This window comes from Bdellovibrio sp. CKG001 (assembly GCF_055397465.1).
The window spans coordinates 1,023,954-1,043,845 of record NZ_AP029173.1; the positions used below are offsets into that span (position 1 = coordinate 1,023,954).

21 protein-coding genes and 1 tRNA gene are annotated in these 19,892 nt (G+C 49.5%); 20 read left to right on the top strand and 2 right to left on the bottom strand.

All coding sequences use genetic code 11. The features are described 5' to 3' along the window. Positions 1-47 precede the first annotated feature (47 nt). From ACZ50P_RS05015 to ACZ50P_RS05030, 4 genes are all read left to right on the top strand, one after another. Positions 48-1,256, top strand: coding sequence for an acyl-CoA dehydrogenase family protein (locus ACZ50P_RS05015; protein ID WP_464117786.1), 1,209 nt, complete (start codon positions 48-50; stop codon positions 1,254-1,256). A 21-nt stretch (positions 1,257-1,277) separates the two neighbouring features. Beyond that, a complete protein-coding gene (locus ACZ50P_RS05020) occupies positions 1,278-1,991 on the top strand; it encodes a TrmH family RNA methyltransferase (protein WP_464117784.1) in 714 nt (237 codons plus the stop codon). A gap of 72 nt (positions 1,992-2,063) precedes the next feature. Beyond that, positions 2,064-2,942, top strand: coding sequence for a phosphatase domain-containing protein (locus ACZ50P_RS05025; RefSeq protein ID WP_464117782.1), 879 nt, complete (start codon positions 2,064-2,066; stop codon positions 2,940-2,942). Next, the gene (locus ACZ50P_RS05030) at positions 2,939-3,376 is read left to right on the top strand and encodes a hypothetical protein (RefSeq protein ID WP_464133942.1); all 438 of its coding nucleotides are present in this window, start codon (positions 2,939-2,941) and stop codon (positions 3,374-3,376) included. The genes ACZ50P_RS05025 and ACZ50P_RS05030 overlap by 4 nt, the downstream gene beginning before the upstream one ends. On the opposite strand, the gene ACZ50P_RS05035 is transcribed toward ACZ50P_RS05030, so the two are convergent. After that, positions 3,373-4,938, bottom strand: a complete 1,566-nt coding sequence (locus tag ACZ50P_RS05035; protein ID WP_464133945.1) for a pseudouridine synthase — start codon at positions 4,936-4,938, stop codon at positions 3,373-3,375. The genes ACZ50P_RS05030 and ACZ50P_RS05035 overlap by 4 nt on opposite strands. A 193-nt stretch (positions 4,939-5,131) precedes the next feature. Here ACZ50P_RS05035 and ACZ50P_RS05040 point away from each other — a divergent pair, with 193 nt between their 5' ends. The 6 genes from ACZ50P_RS05040 to ACZ50P_RS05065 all read left to right on the top strand — a co-directional run bounded on the left by ACZ50P_RS05040 (position 5,132) and on the right by ACZ50P_RS05065 (position 10,170). Further along, the gene (locus tag ACZ50P_RS05040; protein ID WP_464133947.1) at positions 5,132-5,722 is read left to right on the top strand and encodes a LemA family protein; all 591 of its coding nucleotides are present in this window, start codon (positions 5,132-5,134) and stop codon (positions 5,720-5,722) included. Positions 5,723-5,729: 7 nt separating this feature from the next. Further along, positions 5,730-6,485 (top strand): TPM domain-containing protein, encoded by a 756-nt coding sequence (locus tag ACZ50P_RS05045; protein WP_464133949.1) that lies wholly within the window; start codon positions 5,730-5,732, stop codon positions 6,483-6,485. Positions 6,486-6,755: 270 nt separating this feature from the next. After that, positions 6,756-7,403 carry a TPM domain-containing protein gene (locus tag ACZ50P_RS05050; RefSeq protein WP_464133951.1) on the top strand — a complete coding sequence of 216 codons (648 nt, stop codon included), beginning with the start codon at positions 6,756-6,758 and terminating at the stop codon, positions 7,401-7,403. Between the two features lie 176 nt (positions 7,404-7,579). Beyond that, positions 7,580-9,604 carry a hypothetical protein gene (locus ACZ50P_RS05055; protein ID WP_464133953.1) on the top strand — a complete coding sequence of 675 codons (2,025 nt, stop codon included), beginning with the start codon at positions 7,580-7,582 and terminating at the stop codon, positions 9,602-9,604. 69 nt (positions 9,605-9,673) lie between these two features. Continuing rightward, a tRNA-Arg gene (locus ACZ50P_RS05060) sits at positions 9,674-9,749 on the top strand. A gap of 190 nt (positions 9,750-9,939) precedes the next feature. Next, positions 9,940-10,170 (top strand): hypothetical protein, encoded by a 231-nt coding sequence (locus ACZ50P_RS05065; protein WP_464133956.1) that lies wholly within the window; start codon positions 9,940-9,942, stop codon positions 10,168-10,170. Between the two features lie 48 nt (positions 10,171-10,218). Here ACZ50P_RS05065 and ACZ50P_RS05070 read toward each other — a convergent pair whose 3' ends face one another. Beyond that, positions 10,219-10,611: a hypothetical protein gene (locus tag ACZ50P_RS05070; protein ID WP_464133957.1), complete on the bottom strand. Its 393-nt coding sequence runs from the start codon at positions 10,609-10,611 to the stop codon at positions 10,219-10,221. Positions 10,612-10,857: 246 nt separating this feature from the next. On the opposite strand from ACZ50P_RS05070, the gene ACZ50P_RS05075 reads away from it, so the two are divergent. From ACZ50P_RS05075 to ACZ50P_RS05120, 10 genes are all read left to right on the top strand, one after another. Beyond that, complete coding sequence (locus ACZ50P_RS05075; RefSeq protein WP_464133960.1) at positions 10,858-12,066, top strand: hypothetical protein; 1,209 nt, start codon at positions 10,858-10,860, stop codon at positions 12,064-12,066. A 2-nt stretch (positions 12,067-12,068) separates the two neighbouring features. Further along, entirely contained in the window at positions 12,069-12,404 is a 336-nt protein-coding gene (locus ACZ50P_RS05080; protein ID WP_464133961.1) for a DUF1064 domain-containing protein, read from the top strand. After that, the gene (locus ACZ50P_RS05085; protein ID WP_464133963.1) at positions 12,401-12,658 is read left to right on the top strand and encodes a hypothetical protein; all 258 of its coding nucleotides are present in this window, start codon (positions 12,401-12,403) and stop codon (positions 12,656-12,658) included. Before ACZ50P_RS05080 ends, ACZ50P_RS05085 begins: the two co-directional genes overlap by 4 nt. Positions 12,659-12,696: 38 nt before the next feature. Next, positions 12,697-12,948 carry a helix-turn-helix domain-containing protein gene (locus tag ACZ50P_RS05090; RefSeq protein ID WP_464133965.1) on the top strand — a complete coding sequence of 84 codons (252 nt, stop codon included), beginning with the start codon at positions 12,697-12,699 and terminating at the stop codon, positions 12,946-12,948. Between the two features lie 143 nt (positions 12,949-13,091). Beyond that, positions 13,092-13,496, top strand: a complete 405-nt coding sequence (locus tag ACZ50P_RS05095; RefSeq protein ID WP_464133967.1) for a hypothetical protein — start codon at positions 13,092-13,094, stop codon at positions 13,494-13,496. A 272-nt stretch (positions 13,497-13,768) separates the two neighbouring features. After that, on the top strand, positions 13,769-14,356 hold the full coding sequence (locus ACZ50P_RS05100) for a hypothetical protein (protein ID WP_464133969.1): 588 nt from the start codon (positions 13,769-13,771) through the stop codon (positions 14,354-14,356). Further along, the gene (locus ACZ50P_RS05105; RefSeq protein WP_464135183.1) at positions 14,283-16,211 is read left to right on the top strand and encodes a phage terminase large subunit family protein; all 1,929 of its coding nucleotides are present in this window, start codon (positions 14,283-14,285) and stop codon (positions 16,209-16,211) included. The genes ACZ50P_RS05100 and ACZ50P_RS05105 overlap by 74 nt, the downstream gene beginning before the upstream one ends. A 65-nt stretch (positions 16,212-16,276) precedes the next feature. Next, positions 16,277-16,501, top strand: coding sequence for a hypothetical protein (locus ACZ50P_RS05110; protein WP_464133970.1), 225 nt, complete (start codon positions 16,277-16,279; stop codon positions 16,499-16,501). Continuing rightward, positions 16,498-17,997 (top strand): phage portal protein, encoded by a 1,500-nt coding sequence (locus tag ACZ50P_RS05115; protein WP_464133972.1) that lies wholly within the window; start codon positions 16,498-16,500, stop codon positions 17,995-17,997. The genes ACZ50P_RS05110 and ACZ50P_RS05115 overlap by 4 nt, the downstream gene beginning before the upstream one ends. After that, positions 17,954-19,879, top strand: a complete 1,926-nt coding sequence (locus tag ACZ50P_RS05120) for a prohead protease/major capsid protein fusion protein (protein WP_464133975.1) — start codon at positions 17,954-17,956, stop codon at positions 19,877-19,879. Before ACZ50P_RS05115 ends, ACZ50P_RS05120 begins: the two co-directional genes overlap by 44 nt. Positions 19,880-19,892: the final 13 nt, after the last annotated feature.

A 19,892-nucleotide genomic window follows, 5' to 3' on the forward strand; every position in this document is an offset into this window, starting at 1 on the left:
TCATAGATTCGCCTGACAGTATGCATCTCGATTCAAGGAGTCGCTTTATGTCTTTCAATTGGAAAGAATTTGATCTTTACAATCCAACACCTGAACACGCTATGTTGCGTGAAACTTTGAAGGCTTTCACTGAAGCGGAAATTGAACCGCAGGCGCATGAATATGATCGCAGCGAAAAATTCAATCTGGCTTTGTTCAAAAAAGTGGGCGAGCTAGGACTTTTGGGCATCACAGTTCCCGAACAATTTGGTGGTGCGGGAATGGATGCCACGGCCGCAACCATCGTGCATGAGGAATTCTCTGCTGCTGACCCAGGTTTCTGTCTGGCTTATCTGGCGCACTCCATGCTGTGTGTGAACAACATCGCGGTGAACGGCAGTGATGAACAACGCTTGCGTATTTTGCCAAAGCTTTGCTCTGGTGAATGGGTGGGCGCTATGGCGATGTCTGAGCCTGCTGTCGGAACTGACGTTCTGGGCATGCAAACGACAGCCGTGAAAAAAGGCAACGAGTACGTGATCAACGGCCGCAAGATGTGGATCACCAACGGGACCATTGATGAAAACAACACTCCATGTGACCTGGTTCTGGTTTATGCGCGCACAGGTGAAAAACACGGTCGTGCTTTGATTTCCACTTTCTTGGTTGAAAAAGATCACAAGGGCTTCTCTGTGGGCCAGAAGATCAAAGACAAATTGGGTATGCGTGGTTCCAACACCGCAGAACTGGTTTTCCAGGATTGCCATGTGCCAGCCAGTGCGTTGATTGGTCACGAAGGTGATTCCATGCTGCACATGATGCGCAACCTGGAAATCGAGCGCCTGACTTTGGCGGCGATGAGCTTGGGCATTGCAAGACGTTCAATCGAGATTATGAACCGCTACGCGCAAGAGCGTGAAGCATTCGGAAAATCCCTGAACCACTTCGGTCAAATGCAACGCTACATCGCTGATTCCTATGCGGAATACAAAGCAGCGCGTGCTTATGTTTACGAAACAGCCCGTCGCATGGATTTGAACAAGGAAGGCAACCGTCTGGATTCTGACGGTGTTAAGCTGGTGGCAACAACCATGGCGAAAAATGTGGCTGACCGTGCAATCCAGGTACTGGGTGGATACGGTTATGTGGGCGAGTACGTGGTGGAAAGACTTTGGAGAGACGCGAAGCTGCTTGAAATCGGTGGCGGTACTTTGGAGGCACACCAAAAGAACATCACTCGCGACTTGGCAAAAAATCCGGAAGCACTTTACAAATAGTCCTGCATCGACGAGGTCAGCATGTTCCCTTACGGGCCCGAACTTGAAATCAAATCCGATCTGCTTGTGAACTACAAAATCGTTCTTGATAAGATCGGGCCCCTGTTGACGGACGAGCGTCGCGAAAAAATCGAAAAAGTTGTGTCCTTGCGCAACTTCGACACCGCAGTCGTGCTTGAGGGGATTTATGACCGTGGGAATATTTCCGCGGTGATGAGAAGTGCGGAAGGCTTGGGTTTTGGTAACTTCCATGTGATTGAAACCCAGGAAAAATTCAAAGAAGCCAATCGTGTCACCCAAGGGGCTGATAAGTGGGTCGAGGTCAAAAAATGGAAAAAGACCGCCGACTGTGTGAAGGCTCTTAAAGACCAGGGCTGCAAGATCTATGTGACCCATCTGGATGCCAAATCCAAACCTCTGCATGAAATTGATTTCAGTGGCAAAACCGCGCTGGTGCTTGGCAATGAACGCGACGGTGTGACTCCAGAAATGGTTGCGGCCGCTGATGAAACTGTGATTATTCCCATGACCGGTTTTGTACAGAGCTTTAATATCTCTGTCGCCGGTGCTTTGGCTTTATACCATATCTCTCAGGATCGTCTGAAACGTTTGGGGGCCAATGCCTCTTTGACGGAAGAAGAGCAGGGAATCCTGCGTGCTCACTACTATATGCGCACACAAGACAGTGCGGCGAAGTATCTGGAAGAAATGTTCAGTCGGGGCATTTTGGCATAGCCTTTTAAAAGTCAGATAGTGGGTGGACATGAGCGGACCCTTCCCCTAGAATTTTGGGTGAAGGGGGTCCTTATGAAGAAAGCAGCGTTGCTTCCCATTTTTTTGATGTTGGGTGCTTGTGCAGAAAAAGCGGTCACAACAGATTCCCAACCTTCTGCGAATACAAAAGTTCCATTTTTTATGACTCGTCCTCAGCCCACCACTCCGGTGCAGCTGGTGTTTGATCACAATCGCGAGGGCGCTCAGCCTGTGAACTACCGAAAAAGTGATGCACTTCGAATGTCTGGCAGTGCGACGTTTTCGCCAAAGGCGATGAAGACGGTTGCGAAGCCGGTTAAAAAGAACAAGGCGGCATTATACGTTTTTGACCTTCGCCAGGAGTCCCACGGTCTGATCAACGATATTCCTGTCACATGGTACGCGGAACGCGACTGGGCCAATGCCGACTTGAATCACGACGAAGCCGTTCGTCGTGAACGTCGTTTGTTGGGGGATCTGCATGTGGGGGACAAGATCGGCGGCACCGTTATCAAAAGCCTTGAGACGGAAGAAAGCATGGTGCGCACCTCGGGGCATCAGTACGTGCGTCTGACGGTGACGGATCATGTGCGCCCGGTGGATTCGGAAGTGGATCGCTTTATTGAAAAAGTACGTGCGTTGCCACCTGATGCCTGGGTGCACTTTCATTGCCGTGCAGGAAAGGGGCGAACGACCACCTTTATGATCCTGTTTGATATGCTTAAAAATGCCAAAGACACCTCGTTTGATGAAATCATCAAACGAAATACCGAACTCAGTAATGACTATGATGTTCTGGCGGTGGCTGAACCTGGGGACTGGAAGCATGTTTATCAAAAAGAACGTGCGGCCTTTGTTCAGGAGTTCTACAATTATGCTAAAGCCCATCCAAATGGAGAGGGCGCTCTTTGGGGTGAGTGGGTGTTGAAATGAAAAAGATCCTGGTGCTGATTTCGTTGATGCTGATGATGGCCTCTTGCGCGCATAAGAGAACTCAGGATTTGGATTTTGATGATGCGCCGGCGACGAAGAAAACTTCTGCGGCGAAAAAGACCGACAAATCCGGAGCAAAGTCCGAGGCCTCCCCGGCGGAGCTGGCGCGCCACTCCGGAATCGTTGTGGACCCGCAGGATCTGGCGGCTTTGGAGCGCATGACAAAAGCGGTTGAGCTGTATGTCCATAAGGGTGACAAGAAAGAGTTCACAGCTCTATGCAAGGACAAGCGCTTTGACTGCTATGTGGCTGATAAGTTCTTCCCGGCAAAGAAAAAGAAAACCACTCGTGCGGTTCCCCCTTATGCCAGCGGATCCAAGATGGGTTTGCAAGGGGAAGAGCGAGTTCAGGTTCGTTACGAGTTTTATCCTTAGTTTTTACGCAGGATAATGGACTTCATCAAGGGCTCCTGATCCGGGAGCTCAAAGTCCAACCCTTGAGCTGGTGCCGGCAGAATCTTGAAGGAAAATTCGCGCTTCAGTTTGTTCAGGCGCAAATGCAGATCTCCAGTGTTCCATTTTTCATAGTTGGTACAGAACAGCAGCAAACCGTCTTTTTGCAGGCAGTAAAGGCAGTTGATCATCAGTTCATCAAAGGTCTTGCTAATAGAAAAGACGCCGCTTTTGGAGCGCCCAAAGGAGGGGGGATCACAGATGATCAAACCAAATTTGCGCTTGCGGCGAATGGTGCCCTTAAGGAACAAAAGACAATCCTGAACCCAGAACTCGTGATTTTCAGCCTCGGGATCAAGGCCATTGAGTTTGAAGTTGTTTTTGCTCCACTCAATAAAGTTGGCTGACACATCCACCGTACAGACTTCGCGGGCGCCACCCAGGGCGGCCACGGCACTGAATCCACTGGTGTAAGAGAATAAATTCAAGACACTGCGGTCCTTGGCATGTTCTTTCACCCACAGGCGATTTTCACGTTGATCCAGGAACAAGCCTGGTGACAGGCCAGTGTCACTGCGAAGATCATAAATCACGCCATTTTCTTTGGCCTGCCAGCGAGGTGCGGTGTTTCCGATGCTCCACAAAAGCTGGGCATTGGGGTCCTCACCACGATTGAGCATTTTTCGAATCAAAATCTTTTTGTGATATTGCTTTGAGACCTTTTCAAAGCGCAAAAGATCCTGAACGGTTGGATCGGATTCTTTATACCAATAAACCCACAGATAGTCCCCGTACTGGTCAATTCGATAGGTGTCCAGTTCACGATGGCTCAAGCGCAGGCACTCCTCCTGAAGTTGAGTGAAGTTGAACATTCTTTCGCGACGCTGAAAGGCCTCGGCCAGAATCCGTTCTTCAGGATCGGTAGGGGCATTGTCCTGAGCCCAAACGGGAAGTGCTGTTTCGAAACGGATTTTCTGACCTTTAAGCTCAAAAGCCAAAAGCAGGGAATGCAGACACAGTCTGAAGTGACTGGAACCACCGTGTTCGCTGTCTCCCAGGATGGCGATGCCATTGGCTTCGGCATGCAGGCGGATCTGATGGGGTTTGCCGGTGTGGGGAACGGCCTCCCACAATTCATAGCCTCCCAAGGACTTCACCCACTTGAAGCTGGTCTTAGAGTTGGGCTCTGTCGTTTCGCGGCTGACAAAGATATTCTTTTCTTTGTTGATATAAGATTCGTAAGTGAACTCGGTGCGCGTGATTTTTTTATCTGTCAGGAAGAGATACTTTTTTTCAACCTTGTGCTGCTCAAAAAGCTGAGTCAGCTCTGCCGCGATTTCGGAAGAGGTCGCGAAGACCAGGGCACCGGATGTAGCCTTGTCCAGGCGGTGCACGGTGTAGAGCTTGCGATCCAGTTCGTCTTCGTAAATTTCCACACAGCCACGCTGCCCGTATTCGGGCGTATGCGTGTTAAGGCCGGCAATCTTGTCAACGAAAATGCAGCCGGCTGTCTCGGTGTGGTGAAGCTTAATAATCCGTGTCATCCGACTAATATAATCCGGTTTTCATTGTGGGTCACTGGGAGATTCGTTAGAACTTATAGCTGGACCCCGCCGCTTCGGACAGTCCTCGCTCGTGTTTTTTGCGGGTGGCTCCGCTGGCTGAATATGGCTCACTGCGGAACTTGCGTCGGAGTCCAGCTATAAGTTCTAACGAATCTATTGGAGGCTTTTGTTTATGAAAAACCGTGTTTTAGTTTTTATGTTGATGCTGATGCCTTTTATGGTGGGCTGTGGAATTCAGTCCTTGCCACAGGCTAAGAATGCAACTGAAGCGGCTTTGGCCGAAGTGAACAACCAATACAAACGTCGAGCTGACTTGATCCCGAATTTGGTAAATGTCGTTAAAGGTTATGCCAAACACGAAGAAGCGACTTTGACGGCTGTGACCGAGGCCCGCGCAAAAGCAACCGCGATGCAGATTGATCCGTCCAAGGTGACTCCAGAGCAGTTGGCGAAGTTCCAACAGGCTCAATCCGGTTTGTCCCAGGCTTTGGGCCGTTTGATGGTGGTGTCTGAACAATATCCACAGTTGAAAGCCGACCAAAACTTCCGTGATCTTCAGGCCCAGTTGGAAGGCACAGAAAATCGCATTACGATTGCCCGTCAAAGATACATTGAATCCATCAATGGCTTTAATAATCTTGTCAGCGTCCCGCCAACAAGCTGGACGAATGCGATCATGTATCACTTCGAAAAAATGCCTCAGTGGGATATGGCACCGGAAGAAAAAGCGGCAGCGGAAAAAGCTCCAGACGTGAAGTTCTAATTCGCTCATGCGTTTTCTGACACTTTCTCTTTTTTCTATCTTTTTCAGCCTGAGTCTTGCGGCCCGGGCTGAATTCAAAGTTCCGACTTTGACCGGGCCGGTGATGGACGAGGTCGGCTACCTATCCCGCAACGACCGTCAAGAGCTGATGCAGCTTCTGTATGACTTCAACAAGCGCGGGGTCGCTCAGGTTCAGGTCTTGATCGTTCCCACTTTGGATGACATGCCTATCGAAATGGCGTCCATTGCTGTCACTGACAAGTGGAAGCTGGGCGACGAAAAGAAAGACAACGGTGTCTTGTTCCTGATTGCTGCCAATGATCGCAAGCTGCGCATTGAAGTGGGTCAAGGCCTTGAAGGGGCCATCCCTGATGTTATCGCCAGCCGGATCATTCGTGATCAGGTTGTGCCGTTGTTCCGGGCTCGTCAGTTTTCTGCCGGTGTCGTTCTGGGCACACACGAAATTCTGCGTCTTGCTGATAAGGAATTTGCGGAGCAAAACGGCCTGCAGGAAGGTGTTCCGGCGAAAAGTGACCGTGACGGTGCCGGTGGCGATATTCCAATTGGTGTGATCATCATTCTGTTCATCATTATTTCGATCTTGGGTCGCTTTGGTGGTGGTCGTGGACGTTACTACCGTGGTGGTGGCGGCTGGGGCGGTGGCTACGGCGGCGGTGGGGGATGGAGTTCTGGTGGGGGCGGAGGCGGCTGGTCCGGTGGTGGCGGCGGCTTCAGCGGCGGGGGCTCATCCGGCAGTTGGTAAACCAAGCTCTCCGGGCTGCGTCTTGGGGAAAGGCTCTTTGCCTTACCCGCTTCGGACAGTCCTCGCTCTTGGTTTTCTGTGGTGGCTGCCGCTGGGTTTTTGGTGTTCGCTTGCGGAACTTGCGAGTAAGGCAAAGAGCCTTTCCCCAAGTCGCAGACGAGGCCTGGCTGACAACCTAGGATTCTCCTTTTTGCTTAAAGCCTAGCCTTGGGTGTTGAAGTCGTTTTGGCTGGTTTTGGGCAGCGGTAATTGATTTTTTGAGGGAACTTTATGGCTTGGATTAATAAATATCTTTCTGAAGCGGATCTTGCGCGGATTGAGTCGGCTATTTCCAAAGTGGAAGAAACCACTTCCGGAGAGATTGTTCCTGTAATTGTTCGTCGTTCTTCAGCGGTGGGGCATGTGCCTTTGACGCTGACTTTGCTTTTAACTCTGCTTTTGGTCATTGTTGAGTTTCCATTCAGTGACTGGTTGTGGGTGACTCCTTGGGTTTATCTGTGGCCGGTGATTGTTGTGGTCTTTTTTGGTCTTTCGCAAGTGTTGGCCAAGTCCAAGTGGATTCAGAAGGTGTTTGTTCCTGAAAAGGATGAGCTCGATTCCGTTCACCGTCGTGCGCAGTTGGAATTCTATCTGAACCGGATTCATCGCACTGAAAATGGGACGGGGGTTTTGATCTTTGTTTCTGTGATGGAGAAAAAAGCCGTGGTTCTTGCTGATGAAGGCATTTCCAAGAAGCTGCCAAAAGAGCACTGGGATGAGATTCTGGGTATGCTTGGTAAACATCTGCATGACGGCAAGTGGGCGGATGGGTTCGTTGCCGCGATAGAGGCTTGTGGCAAAGATTTGCAAACGCACTTCCCGCTAACAGCAGGTAATTCCAATGAGCTTAAAAACCATCTGATCGTCAAAGACATTTGATTGTTTTGGAGTGGTACGCCCACGTTAATTCGCAGTAATAATCGGTGTTGTAATTCAATTCTGCAGACTCGGATCCCGAAAAGTTAGGTATGCGAGTCCTTATTCTGTACGTCTCAATTTTAGCTGTCGCGCTTCTGTCTTCCGGGTGTACCCTGGAAGCTAATATCTCTGAGCAAATGTTGCCCTCGTTGTTGGGTCCTGATGGGGCTGATGACATCGTGGATGCTCCTTCAATCAGTCAGAAAATCTGTTCCAATGGGCCGGTCTTTTCTCAGGCTCAAATGCCGGACGGAGGAACCATCCTTGCCGGAGACTTTTCTAGAATCGGTCCTTGCAGCAGTCCCTTTATTAAATACAATCCGGCAACGGGGGTGGTTTCGGCCCTCGGTCCGGTGGATGCCGCGGTTGGAGAAGCACAGGTCATTGTTGCTGATGGGGCCGGTGGTTTTTTTATCGGGGGAAAGTTTGATGGAAAAAATGGTGCCAAGGCTCTGATTCATATCTTACCCGACGGCACGTTGTCGGACTGGGATCCTCATCTCAGTTACGGCAGTCTTGCTCCGACTGTCATGGCTTTGAAAATTCAAGATGGCATCTTGTATGTCGGTGGCGAGTTTTCCGCAGCAGGCAGTCCCTCACAGCCGCGAACAGCGTTGGCGTCTTTTGATCTGGCAACTGGAGAGCTGACTTCGTGGGCGCCCACTCTGACCGCCGATGCCACTCCCGAGCTGCTTGTGCGCTCTATTGAAACCACGGCCGGATCTGTTTATATAGCCGGAGCATTCGGGACTGTCGGAGCCAATGCCCATGTGTCTGTTGGAATTGCAAAACTTAATTCTGCTGATAACAATGCGGATGTCTCTTTCACTGCCGCCACTTCTGCGTACTCTGGAAAACTGAAACTGCATAATGGCTCTTTGCTGGCAACAGATGGCGGGGCCTTTGTGATGTTGAATGCGACGACAGGGGCTGACGCCGGGTTCGTGAGTGGTTTGACGATCGCGCCGATTTGGGGTGGTTTGAGTGACTATGAGCTTCATGGTGATGAGCTCTGGGTGGGAGGAATGTTTGATTCCATCAATGGTCATACCTCCAGCAATCTGGTTAGATTTGATTTTAGCGGTGTGACTCCTGTGCTGGTGACATCCTGGTCTACAACCTATGAGCCCGAGGGTTGGGTGTCCTTGATGAAAGTCACGGACAGTCACATTATGTCGTTCACAAACGGGACTGTTGGATATTGGAATAAATCCGATGGAACTCAGTTTAATCCGAACTCGCCAAGTCCGGTGAGCGATAGTGTCTTCATTTCGGCTCTGGTTCAGGGTGAAGATCTTCTTTTTGCACACTCTTCGAAAACTCTGGGACTTCCTGAAACTCGTTACCTGGCCATGTACGATGCGGAAGGGGAGCTGATGCCTTGGCACCCCAACCCGGATGACTATGTGAAGGCTGTCGTGGTTCAGGACGGAAGAATATTTGTGGGCGGCAGGTTCCGGGATATTGGGACCACTCCGTCAGGCAGAGACTATCTGGTCGAGCTTGATATGAATGGTGAAGTGACTTCATGGGATGCTAGTGCCAATGATGAAATCACCGACATGCGAAGCGTGCAGGGAAGTCTGCTGGTGGCCGGGGAGTTTACCAATATCGGCAGTGACGGCATGGGGGCGGCATTTTTGGCAAAGCTTAGCTTTATCGATGCTTCGGGATTGCCTTGGACCTCTCAAGTCGATGGACGTGTGTATGCCTTTGATATCGAAGGCACTGATTTGATCATCGGTGGAGGTTTTTCGAATGTCGATGGGCAGGCAGCCAGTAATTTGGCCAAGATCCATTTGGACACAGGGGCCCTTTTGGGAGGAATTCCTTCCGTTGACAGTTGGGTGAACGGACTGGCCATTTTGAATGGGAACGTTTACCTGTACGGGCAGTTCTCGAATGTGGATGGTTTGGCTCGTTCCGGGCTGGCGGCTTTTAGTTATACCGATGGCACTGTGACTGGTTGGGCACCGAACGTCACATTCTGGGCGCACCGTGCTCTAAGAGAGGTTTCTGACAAACTCATCATCATGGCTCACATTAATGCGGTCGAAGGTGCGAAATACAATGACGGTACTCTGGTGTTGGATCCGGTGACGGGCAGTCAGACTGTAGACCCCCGAGGTCTCTATGGCGTGCCCGCGTGGCTTGAAGATTAATGACGCTACGTTGCGCCGGTCCAATCCTTGCGTTCTGAAAGGCTTCATTGGTAGTCTGAGGTTCTCTGTGCAGTCGTAGTTCAATGGATAGAGCACTTGGCTTCGAACCAAGGGGTTGCAGGTTCGAGTCCTGCCGACTGCACCATATACTTTTCCAAGTTATTGAAATCACTAAATTCTGAATCAAGTCTAATAACCGAGTCTAATAACCATTTTTTAAGCAAAATTTAACGAAGAATTCTCCTGCAGCCCTATCAATCCCTGTAAGAGCTTCACGATCCTGGTTGCTATAAAGTTTTTTTAGTTTATTCCGAAGAGTACTGAATGGAGGTTACATGAGCTTTAGAACATACCTTTACGACTGTGTTTGTGGACATCAGATGGGCGTGAATATCCCCGACAATCCAAACCCTCTAAATAAAGACTTTGTTGGGCCGGACTGCATGTGCGGGCGCTTCGCTGTTGTCACACCAAAAGTATTTCATCCGAATGAAAAATGGGAATATGACGTGATAATTGCTAAGGCTGCAACCAAAAGAACTCGCCATAAGTTTCCAGTTGAATAGTCTGGACTTCCATCCGATGTGGGCCTTGATAAAATGGGCCCATGACGCTCACTGAATTCTTTCAGGATCTATTGAATAAAGCCAGGGCATCCAATATTCCAGATGTTTATTGGGGGGCCCCGGAAAATACCGCGGTAAAAGAATCGGACAAGACTGTTCTTCTTTCTCATTTGGAGCATCTGGTTCGGTGTTCAAAGAGCGACCCCTCTTATTGGAAGGGTTCTCTGAGTCCTCATCGGTCTTCCTGGAGAATGTCGCGGGATCTTCTGATGAAGCACCGGGTGACCGACTTTTCGGAGTACACCGGTGACCAAGCCTTAAAGTCAGAACTGATTCTGTTTCTTGGCGGCGATCCTTCTCAAAAAGATTGATACTTGAATCCCCGATGTAGGCAAGCCCCAAAATCGTACATACAATAGCGGTCAATACTTGGGCGATCATATTTATCTCCTTCTACTAATCTATATCTCCAAGCCCACCTCCATCGGCGGAGCGTGAGGTCGATTTTTTGTGATTCCAAACTCATTGACTCCAAAGCTCTATTTTTCAGGAATAAATTCGGTGTCTCAAATTGAGAACGGCAGCGCAGTTGCAACCGGCATCGTTGTCGGGGCGTCCTTGTAACTAGGTGTCAGGACCTTTACGGGTAACGCAAGTGAAACATACTGGCTTCCAAGGAGGCAGCCAGTGTCTATTCTTTCTAAGATCGTTTCATTCTTCAGTAGTAAAAAATCCAACGGTGTCGAATCAGCCCCTTCGGGCCCATTCGCTGACACCCAAAATCACGGCAAAGTCTATTTCCCAGCCAAAGGAAAGTTCGTCCAGGAGTCCCACTACGCCACAAATCAGGAGCGTTTTGCCAATGGACTCTTCCCTGGATCGCCGATCGAAAAGATAGACCAGCACTTAAAGGCATCCTTTGAGATTCTGAAAGCTTACGTTCCGGACGCTGTTTTTGAGAAGGTATATTCTGACAACTATAAACGCCGATGGACACCTGCCAACGATGGCGCAATCAATGAGCATGGACAAGCTGCCCGTGGAAATCTCCGCCCCTCCCTTTTGGAAGAGATTTGGCAAGGCAACATGTTCTTTAAGAAGCTGCCGCCTATCGGTTCGAAGTATCTGATCACAGCTCCCAACGGCCGCAAATGCGTCATCCAAATGGGATATGAAATCGGGCCGGGGGGCACTAAGTTCCTTGGTGGGTTGACCACTGAAGTTCACTACTACCTTGGAACAAACAACGAATCAGTCCTAAGCATTGACGTGATCGATAACGAAGTCCCGCTTGGACCGTATATCGAAAAAGAACAGCCTTTGCCAGGCGAAGCCCCAAAGTCAAAGGGCCTCGATGCAGTTCTGCGCGATGAGCTCGTGGGGCTCGTCAAGCAGGATCTCGGACAGCGTGAAACGCATGGGAAGAATCGTTCCCCACTTATTGATGAGATCAATAAATCGGTCAAGGGTGCATACCTAGCGGCGCCATATTGCATTTCTGGACTCGTCTCGCGAGGTATTATGCGCCTTTGCCGGAAGCACGGGTTCAGCATGCCATTATGGATGAACACGGCCAGCACCCAGGAATTCTATAACAATGCTCCTGCTCACTACCGCATCCCCAAAGGGAAAGTTGCAGGTAAAGGCGACATCGCAATCCAACAAAGCTACACGAGCCCAGGTAATGGCCATGCCTATATGCTGACAGAAGATGAGTCAGCAGGAATTCAAAAGTCCATTGAATACAATACTGATGGCAGCGGTGGGCGTGATGGGGATGGTGTCTATGAGCGCGTGCGCACGCAGTCAGGTGATGCAACTAAGAGATATCGGGGAGCTGTGGATGTCGTGGCAGCTATTCTCGATTACAATAATGTCCCCCAAGCTGAGCGCTGAGAATGGTCTCGAAGTATCGCAATGAAAAGGTGACCTATGCCGGTCATAAGTTTGACTCTAGGAAAGAGATGCGTTGGTGGCTGATCTTTCAAGAACAACAGAAGGCCGGCAAGATCTCCAATTTAGAGCGACAAGTAAAGTTCAGGTTCGAAATTCAAGGTAAGGCACTGAGATACGTTGAAAGCCAAAGAGCCATCACATACACGGCGGACTTCGTTTATGTGGACCGGGATGGTGTTCGCCGCGTGGTGGACGCCAAGGGCTTTAAGACTCGCGAATACATGATGAAGAAGGCCCTCATGATGGCATGTCATGGGATTCTGGTGGAGGAAGTATGACAGATGGGGAGCGCATCGAGACTTTGGAGCTTATGGTTAGGGACCTGAAGATCCAGGTCACAGACCTTCAGTTTTTCAATATTTTCTTACGCCAGACGATCGAGGATATTCGCAGAGAGCACAAGATCATCCTTCCCCATGCCTATCGAAATGAATTGGATACCGAGCGGGAATATGTTCACAAAGATGCCGTCATGTCCGGCCATATCAGAAAACACGAAGCAAGGTTGAAATTGCCAGTTCGCGGCAAATAAAAAGTCCTTGTCCAGAATATGTCACAGTTTCGTTACGTATGGCGAATTTACTTGGAAGTCGAATCAAAGAAATCAGGGAAACCAAAGGCATCGATCAACTCAGTCTGAGTTCGGCCATTGGTTGCGCACGTCCAGCAGTCTCTAACTATGAGAGTGGAAAGCGCTCAGTTCCGACTGAGAAGATTAAGGTGATCGCGGCCCACCTTGAAGTGGATCCATTAGATCTTCTTGAATTGCGGATCAAGGATCAGATCTCCGAAACTATCAGCACTTTTAAGAGGGCGAAATGACGGGCGTCCGAATCGACACCAGAAAGGTGCGCCGGAAGATCGATACCGCCGCCAGGAAGAAGAGCCGCCGACTGAAGTCGAAGGCTGCTGCTGCAATCAATAAGGAGATCCGAGCTGGTCGTCGTGAGATCACTGAATCACTGATGAGCAAGACGGGGTTAAAGAGGAAGGCCATCAACGACCGTCTATCACTTATCAGGGCCAATCCAAGTAAGAGCCTGACGGGTGCCATCCGCCCTCTCTTCGGCAAACGTATCTATATGATGGAGTATCCATGGGCCCGGGCAATTGCTCGTGGTGGCCAGGCTGTTATTCGCTTATTGAGCCCTATCTATCGCAAGAACATGCGCACGGGATTCCTCTCGCGTGATGGCAGCCGTATGTATCTGCGCCACGAGTGGAAGAAGGGGGATAAGGTTCGCTATTACGCAAGGGCCGTGAGGGGGCGATCCATTCCTCGCCTGGTGCGAGAGTTCAAGATGAAAGAGAAGTACGAGCCCACCATGAGAGAACGAGTGATGAAGGCTATCCGCAATGTCTTTAAATGAGAATTTGCATTATGCATTGTGGGCGTTTATATCTCTGCCTCAGTGGCTATTAAGTCCACTACATTTGTTTTTAAATCCAAACTGTTGCGCACGAAGCTGCGTGATCGTTTTTAAGTCCAAACTAGAGGCTCGCCGCAGTAACAATGCGCGCCTCAAATCTTATATTCGTTATTGGGTCCTTCCTGGTGGATTTGAGCCGCGGGAGGTACGAGCGCAACTTTTTTCTAGATACGAGCCGCATAGGCTGCATCATCAGAACTTTGGGGGCCGCGGTGGCGAACCCAAAGGATGACCTTTCCCGCGTCACAATCAATCAAATCGAAAAACTCACCGGGTCAAACTATCGACGAATCACCAAAATTCTGAGTGATGCCGGGGTGCAGTCAGTCGGCAAGGACGGCAACGCAATCTACTACGATCCGAAAAAAGCCCTGCCGGCTGTATTTGAAAGCATGGGCTATAGAACCCGTCAGCAGTCTGTCGTTCCCGATGACGCCGATGACAGCGAAATCGCAAAACTTCTGGATCCGCAGATTCAGAACGCGAGACTTGCCCGAGAGAAGACCAGAAAACTTCAGATCGAAATCGAGATCCTCACTTCCAAGTACGTTCTCGCGGCCGATGTTGAAAGGGTCTGGACCAATATCGTTGTCGCGGTGAAGGCGCGGCTTCGGGCAATTCCAAGCAGGATGGCTCCACACCTCATAAAAAAAGAAGATCCATTAGAAATTGAAGCAACTCTCGAAAAAGAGATTAACGAAGCATTGGAAGAATTAAGTGCAGAAGATGCGGGCGAACTTTATAGCGATGACGGCGACGGTGATGATGAAATTCGCACCGCCCCCGAAACTGACGATTAGCCAATGGGCGAATCAGTATCGGCGTCTAAGTGCCGAGTCCTCGGCTGAACCAGGCAGGTATAGCACCGACAAGGCGCCATATCAGGCTGGTATTATGGATGCGGTCAGCGATCCAAAGGTTTGGCGTGTCGTTTGGATGGCATGCTCCCAGGTGGGCAAGTCTGAGGTCTTAAATAATATCACCGGGTATTACATGCATTATGAGCCATGCCCGATGATGATTGTTCAGCCAACACTGCAGATGGCCGAGAAGTATTCCAAGGATCGTATCGCCACGATGATCCGTGACACTCCGGTTTTGCGGAAATTGTTCAGTCTGAAGTCCCGGACCGGCGACAATACGCTTTTGCACAAGATCTGGCCAGGCGGGAATCTGAGTTTGACCGGGGCGAATTCGCCGGCTTCCCTGGCATCGTCTATTAAGAAGATCATCAAGGCCGATGAGATTGATCGTTATCCGGAAAGCGCCGGTGACGAAGGCGATCCCCTTACTTTGGCAATCAAACGCTCGGCGACGTTCTACAATCGCAAAATTATCATCACTTCCACACCGACCATTGAATCGATAAGTCGAATCAAAAAGCTCTGGAATGAGTCTGACCAGCGCAGATACAACGTGACCTGCCCGCACTGCAAAGAGCTGATTGTATTCAAATGGGAGCAGATTGACTGGGACAAGGCGACGAATGACCCAAAGACAGCAGTTTATATTTGCCAGGAGTGCACTGCGATCATCGAAGACCACCAGAAAATGTGGATGATGGCTCCGGCAAACGGGGCAAAATGGATTGCTGAAAAACCTTTCAACGGGACTGCTGGATTCCATATCAACGAGCTGTACTCGCCATGGCGTCGTTGGTGGGAGATCGTCCGTGACTATCTAGAAGCAGCAAAGAATCCGGCGACTCTTAAAGCTTGGATCAATACTACTCTGGGGGAAACATTCGAAGAAAAGGGTGATGCGCCTGACACAAAACGTCTTTACGAGCGGCGCGAAGAATACAAGGCGCAGGTGCCAATGGGCGCTCTGTTTCTTACCTGTGCCATAGATATTCAAAAGGACCGGGCTGAATTGCAGATTATTGGGTGGGGGCGCAACAAAGAAAGATGGAGTATTGATAATAGGGTGATCGAAGGATCCTTGGAAAAAGACGAGATTCAGGATGAATTGGACAAGCTGCTTTATGAGCAGTTCGATCATGAATCAGGAAATCAGCTAATGCTGAGTGTGATTGGAGTCGACTCCGGTTATGCCACGCAGAAGGTATATGACTGGGCCCGAAATAAGCCCCGCAATCGAGTCCTTATTTTGAAGGGGACTGATCATCAGCCGACGATCATTTCCACAGCCCGCCCCGTGGACACTAAACGAGACGGTAAGAAGATCAACAAGGGTTTGAAAGTTTGGATGGTCGGCACGCATCTGGGCAAATCAGAGCTCTATGGTCTTTTAAAGATGGACAAACCAACTGATGAGGAATTGGCAAAAAGGGGAGGGTGCCACCCTGATGGATTTGTTCACTTTCCGATGCACTACGATATGACCTACTTCAAGCAGTTGACGGCCGAAGCGCTGATTCCTAGGACAGTCCGTGGGTTTACAAAGTACGTTTGGGTGAAGATCGAGCCGCGGAATGAGGCGCTTGATACATTCGTTTATAACCGCGCTTGCGCAGCATACTTCGGAATCGATCGGTTCAAAGAGTCCCATTGGGCGAAATTCGAATCTGATCTCGGAATTGATCGGGCAGCGGTAGTCGTAAAAAACAACGTCAGGGGTGCTGTGGCAGAGACGAAGGTAAAAAAGCCTCGCAAGAAGAATATCATCAAGGGATCAGGATTCCTATCAAGATAGGGTAACAAAAACGTTACCCCATTAAACTTTAAAGTCGTGACGATGCTCCATAAGCTGATCTCGTCATGACTAAAGAGCAAATCAAAGGATACATTCAAGCGTTAGAGGAAGGACTTGCAGACAACGTCCTTACGATCGAATTTGAAGGTAAGAAAACGACCTTTGATAATGCACAAGGTATTATTCGCCGGATCAAATACTTTAAAGAACAGCTCTCAGTAACGGCTGCAGGATCTCCTCGCGGTCCACGCCGTACAACGGTTTACACGACCGGAAGGAAGGGGCTGTGAAAAAGTTCAACTTCCTTGAGCGTAGTGTTGCTGTGTTCGCACCGGCAACTGCAGTAAAAATGATGAACTCGAGAACTCGTGGTTTTGACGGAGCCAAAAAAGGCCGTCGCCTCGGGAATTGGGGATCTTCTATAAAGTCACCAAATCATGATATTTCGAATGATCGTGATACCCTGATTTCTCGTTCGCGAGATCTTGAGCAGAACGATTGCTTTGCCAAGGGTGCGATCGATGCGATTGTCGCAAACGTCGTAGGCGAAGGTATCATTCCATCTCCATATATTTTTAATGAGACTGCTGAGACCCCAGAACACTACAAGAAGAAGATGGACGCCTTCGATGCTCTAATCGAGGATTGGGCGGACACAACGCGATGTGATCAGTCGGATATGACGAACTTGTACGGCAACCAGGGTTTGATCATGAGAACTATCGCACAGAGCGGTATGTGCTTCATCATTCGCGAAAAAGATCCTGAAAACCGCGCCCTTCCAATTCGTCTTAAAATTCTTGAGCCCGACTACCTTGATGTAAACAAGAACTCAGAGACAACTGACACTGTGATCTTCAGAGGTATCGAGGTTAGTAAAAAGAACTGGCGAGTCGTAGCTTATTGGATTTTGGATGAACATCCTGATGGTGGGATCCGACAATCTGGAAGAGATACATCGACGCGCATCCCAATTAAAGATGTACTCGCTCCATTTATGAAGCTCAGACCAGGGCAGCTTCTTGGTATCCCATGGTCTTATGCTGCTCTGACCAGAATGCACGACTTCTCAAAATATGAAGACGCGCAGTTGGTAAAGCAGCAGGTCTCAGCTTTGGTCGTGAGCTACATTCAAAAGCCGGAGAATGCGGACCTTCCAGAAGACGAAGAAGACAATTACTACGAGACCAGGGAGCCTGGTGGGCACATTTATCTTAACCCTGGTGAGACAGTGGTCGAGGCAAATCCACCGAACATCGATGGATTCAAGGAATTCTCTGAGAGCGCATTGCGCGGTATTGCGCGAGCATTTGGGATTACTTACGAGGAGCTTACTCAGGACTATTCGAATGTGAACTTCTCTTCTGCCAGAATGGGCTTCACCTCCATGAATCGAAATATCAAAGTTTGGCGTGCACACATGCTGAATCCGATGTTCTTGGACAAATTGTCCGATTGGATGATTGAAGCTGGCCAGATAAAACTGGGCGATCTCTCATTCATCAGAATTAAATGGACGCCACCTCGTCGCGAGATGATCGACCCATCCAAGGAGATCTCTTCTAATGCCGTGGCCTTGCAGACGGGCCAAACCAATCTAACGGAAATCTACGCCGAGAGCGGCCGTGACTTTAAGAAAGCGATGCGCGAGCGAAAAGCTGAAATCGAGTTTTTGGAGTCACTCGGTCTGAAAATCGAAGGCGTGAACCTAAATATCAACATTTCGAACAGTGAGGACGAAGATGCCGATACCAAAGCCGGTTCTGGAAAAAAGAAGAGCGCATGAGACTGAAAAAAGAACGGCAGTTGTAACCTATCGTTCAGAAACTCTAAATGTTGAAAAGCGGACAATTGATTTTGTTTTGGCTACAGATCAGCCGGCTGACTTCGGCGGATATTATGAAGTTCTTGGCATGGAAGACGGGGAGCTAAGAACGAAACGTCTGGATGACGGGATTGTTCCTGTTCTGGACAGCCACCCTCAGGCTCAGTGGAAAACCCAAACAATTGATGATCAGTTTGGTGTGATTGTTGCCTGGAAGAAAGAAGATGGCCAGATCATCGGAACTCTGTTCTTTGGTTCTGACGAGCGCTCTGATAGAGCTTTCAAAAAGGTAGCCGATGGAATCGTGAAAACTGGATCGATTGGTTACTTCGTTTATAAGCATAAGCCTGTATCTTTGCCTGAGGATAAGAAGCCAACATACAGAGCTATTGACTGGGAACTCGTTGAGTTTTCTTTGGTCAGTATCCCCCGCGACCCTGACGCGCAAGCCCGAAATCAAGTTTTCGAAAAAATTCAAACTATTATTTTAAACGAAACAGAAAACATTCAAGAAAGGAATGCTGATATGCCTCCTGAGAAAATCGAAAATCAACCATCTCCAGCTGACTTGGAGAACGTGCGTAAAGCCGAGAGCCAACGCATCCTTGATATCCAGACTGCGGTTCGCTCCGCTGGCTTGGGTGATGAAGTTGCAACAGACCTGGTTCAACGTGGCGTAAGCATCGAAGCTGCGAGCAAAGAAATCCTGGCAAAGATGATCGATGCCAAGAAGTCAGAGTCTGGTAGCCAGAACCCGAACATTGATGTGAATCATGCGGCTGAAGAGAAAAAGCGTGATGCTCGTATTGAGGGCATGACAGCAGCTTTGGAGCACAGAATGGACTCCCGAGTAGAGCTGAAAGGCCAAGCTCGTGACTTTGCGGGTATGACGATGATGGAAATGGCTCGCGAAGGCCTTAGATTGCAAGGTAAAGACGTTCGCGGCATGGATCGCGAGACCATCATCCGTCAGGCATTCCAGAGCACCTCAGACTTCCCGGTGATCACTGGCAACCTCATGAACAAACGTGTGAAGAAGGGTTACGATCAAGTATCCAAAAACTTCATGCCTTTGATCTCTGAAGTGAGCCGCACGGACTTCAAAAAAGCTTCTTCTGTGTCTCTTTCCGATGCTCCTGAATTGGAGAAGTTGAACGAGAATGGCGAAATCAAAACGGGCAAATTCAGTGAAAGCGCTGAAGAGTACAAAATCGAGACCTACGCGAAACGCGTAGCAATCACTCGTCAGACCCTGATCAATGATGACATGGGTGTGTTCGAGAAGATTGGCCCTTCCTTTGGTGCTGCTGGCGGCCGACTTCTACATGCGTTGGTTTTTGATATTCTCAAAAATAACCCAAAAATGGGTGATGGCGAGACTCTATTCCACGCGGCGAAGCATCTGAACGTGGTGGCTGGAAACCCAGCGAGCTTGGAAGCTTTGTTGGAAGCTGTTCTGCCATTGCTGCGCAAACAAAAAACACCTAAGGGTCAGGTTATGAACCTAAATCCTGGGTATGTTGTTGTGGGCGCGGATCTTGAGGTTGCCGCGAAGAAGCTGATCACGTCTGTGACAGCCGGCAAATCCAGCGATGTTAACATCTTCTCAAATGCACTTCAGGGCGTAATTGTTGAGGCAGGCTTGCCGGCTAAAACAGCGATCGTTACTGGTTTGAAAGAAGAAGTGGACATGATCGAGGTTGCTTGGCTGAACGGTCAAAAAGGCGTGAATGTAAGCCGTCGCGAGAACACAGAAGTCCTGGGAGTTGAGTTCGACGTTTGGATGGACGTTGGAGCGAAGGCCCTGGACTACCGCGGTCTCTACAAAGGCACAATCGCGTAGTCATAAACTTGAA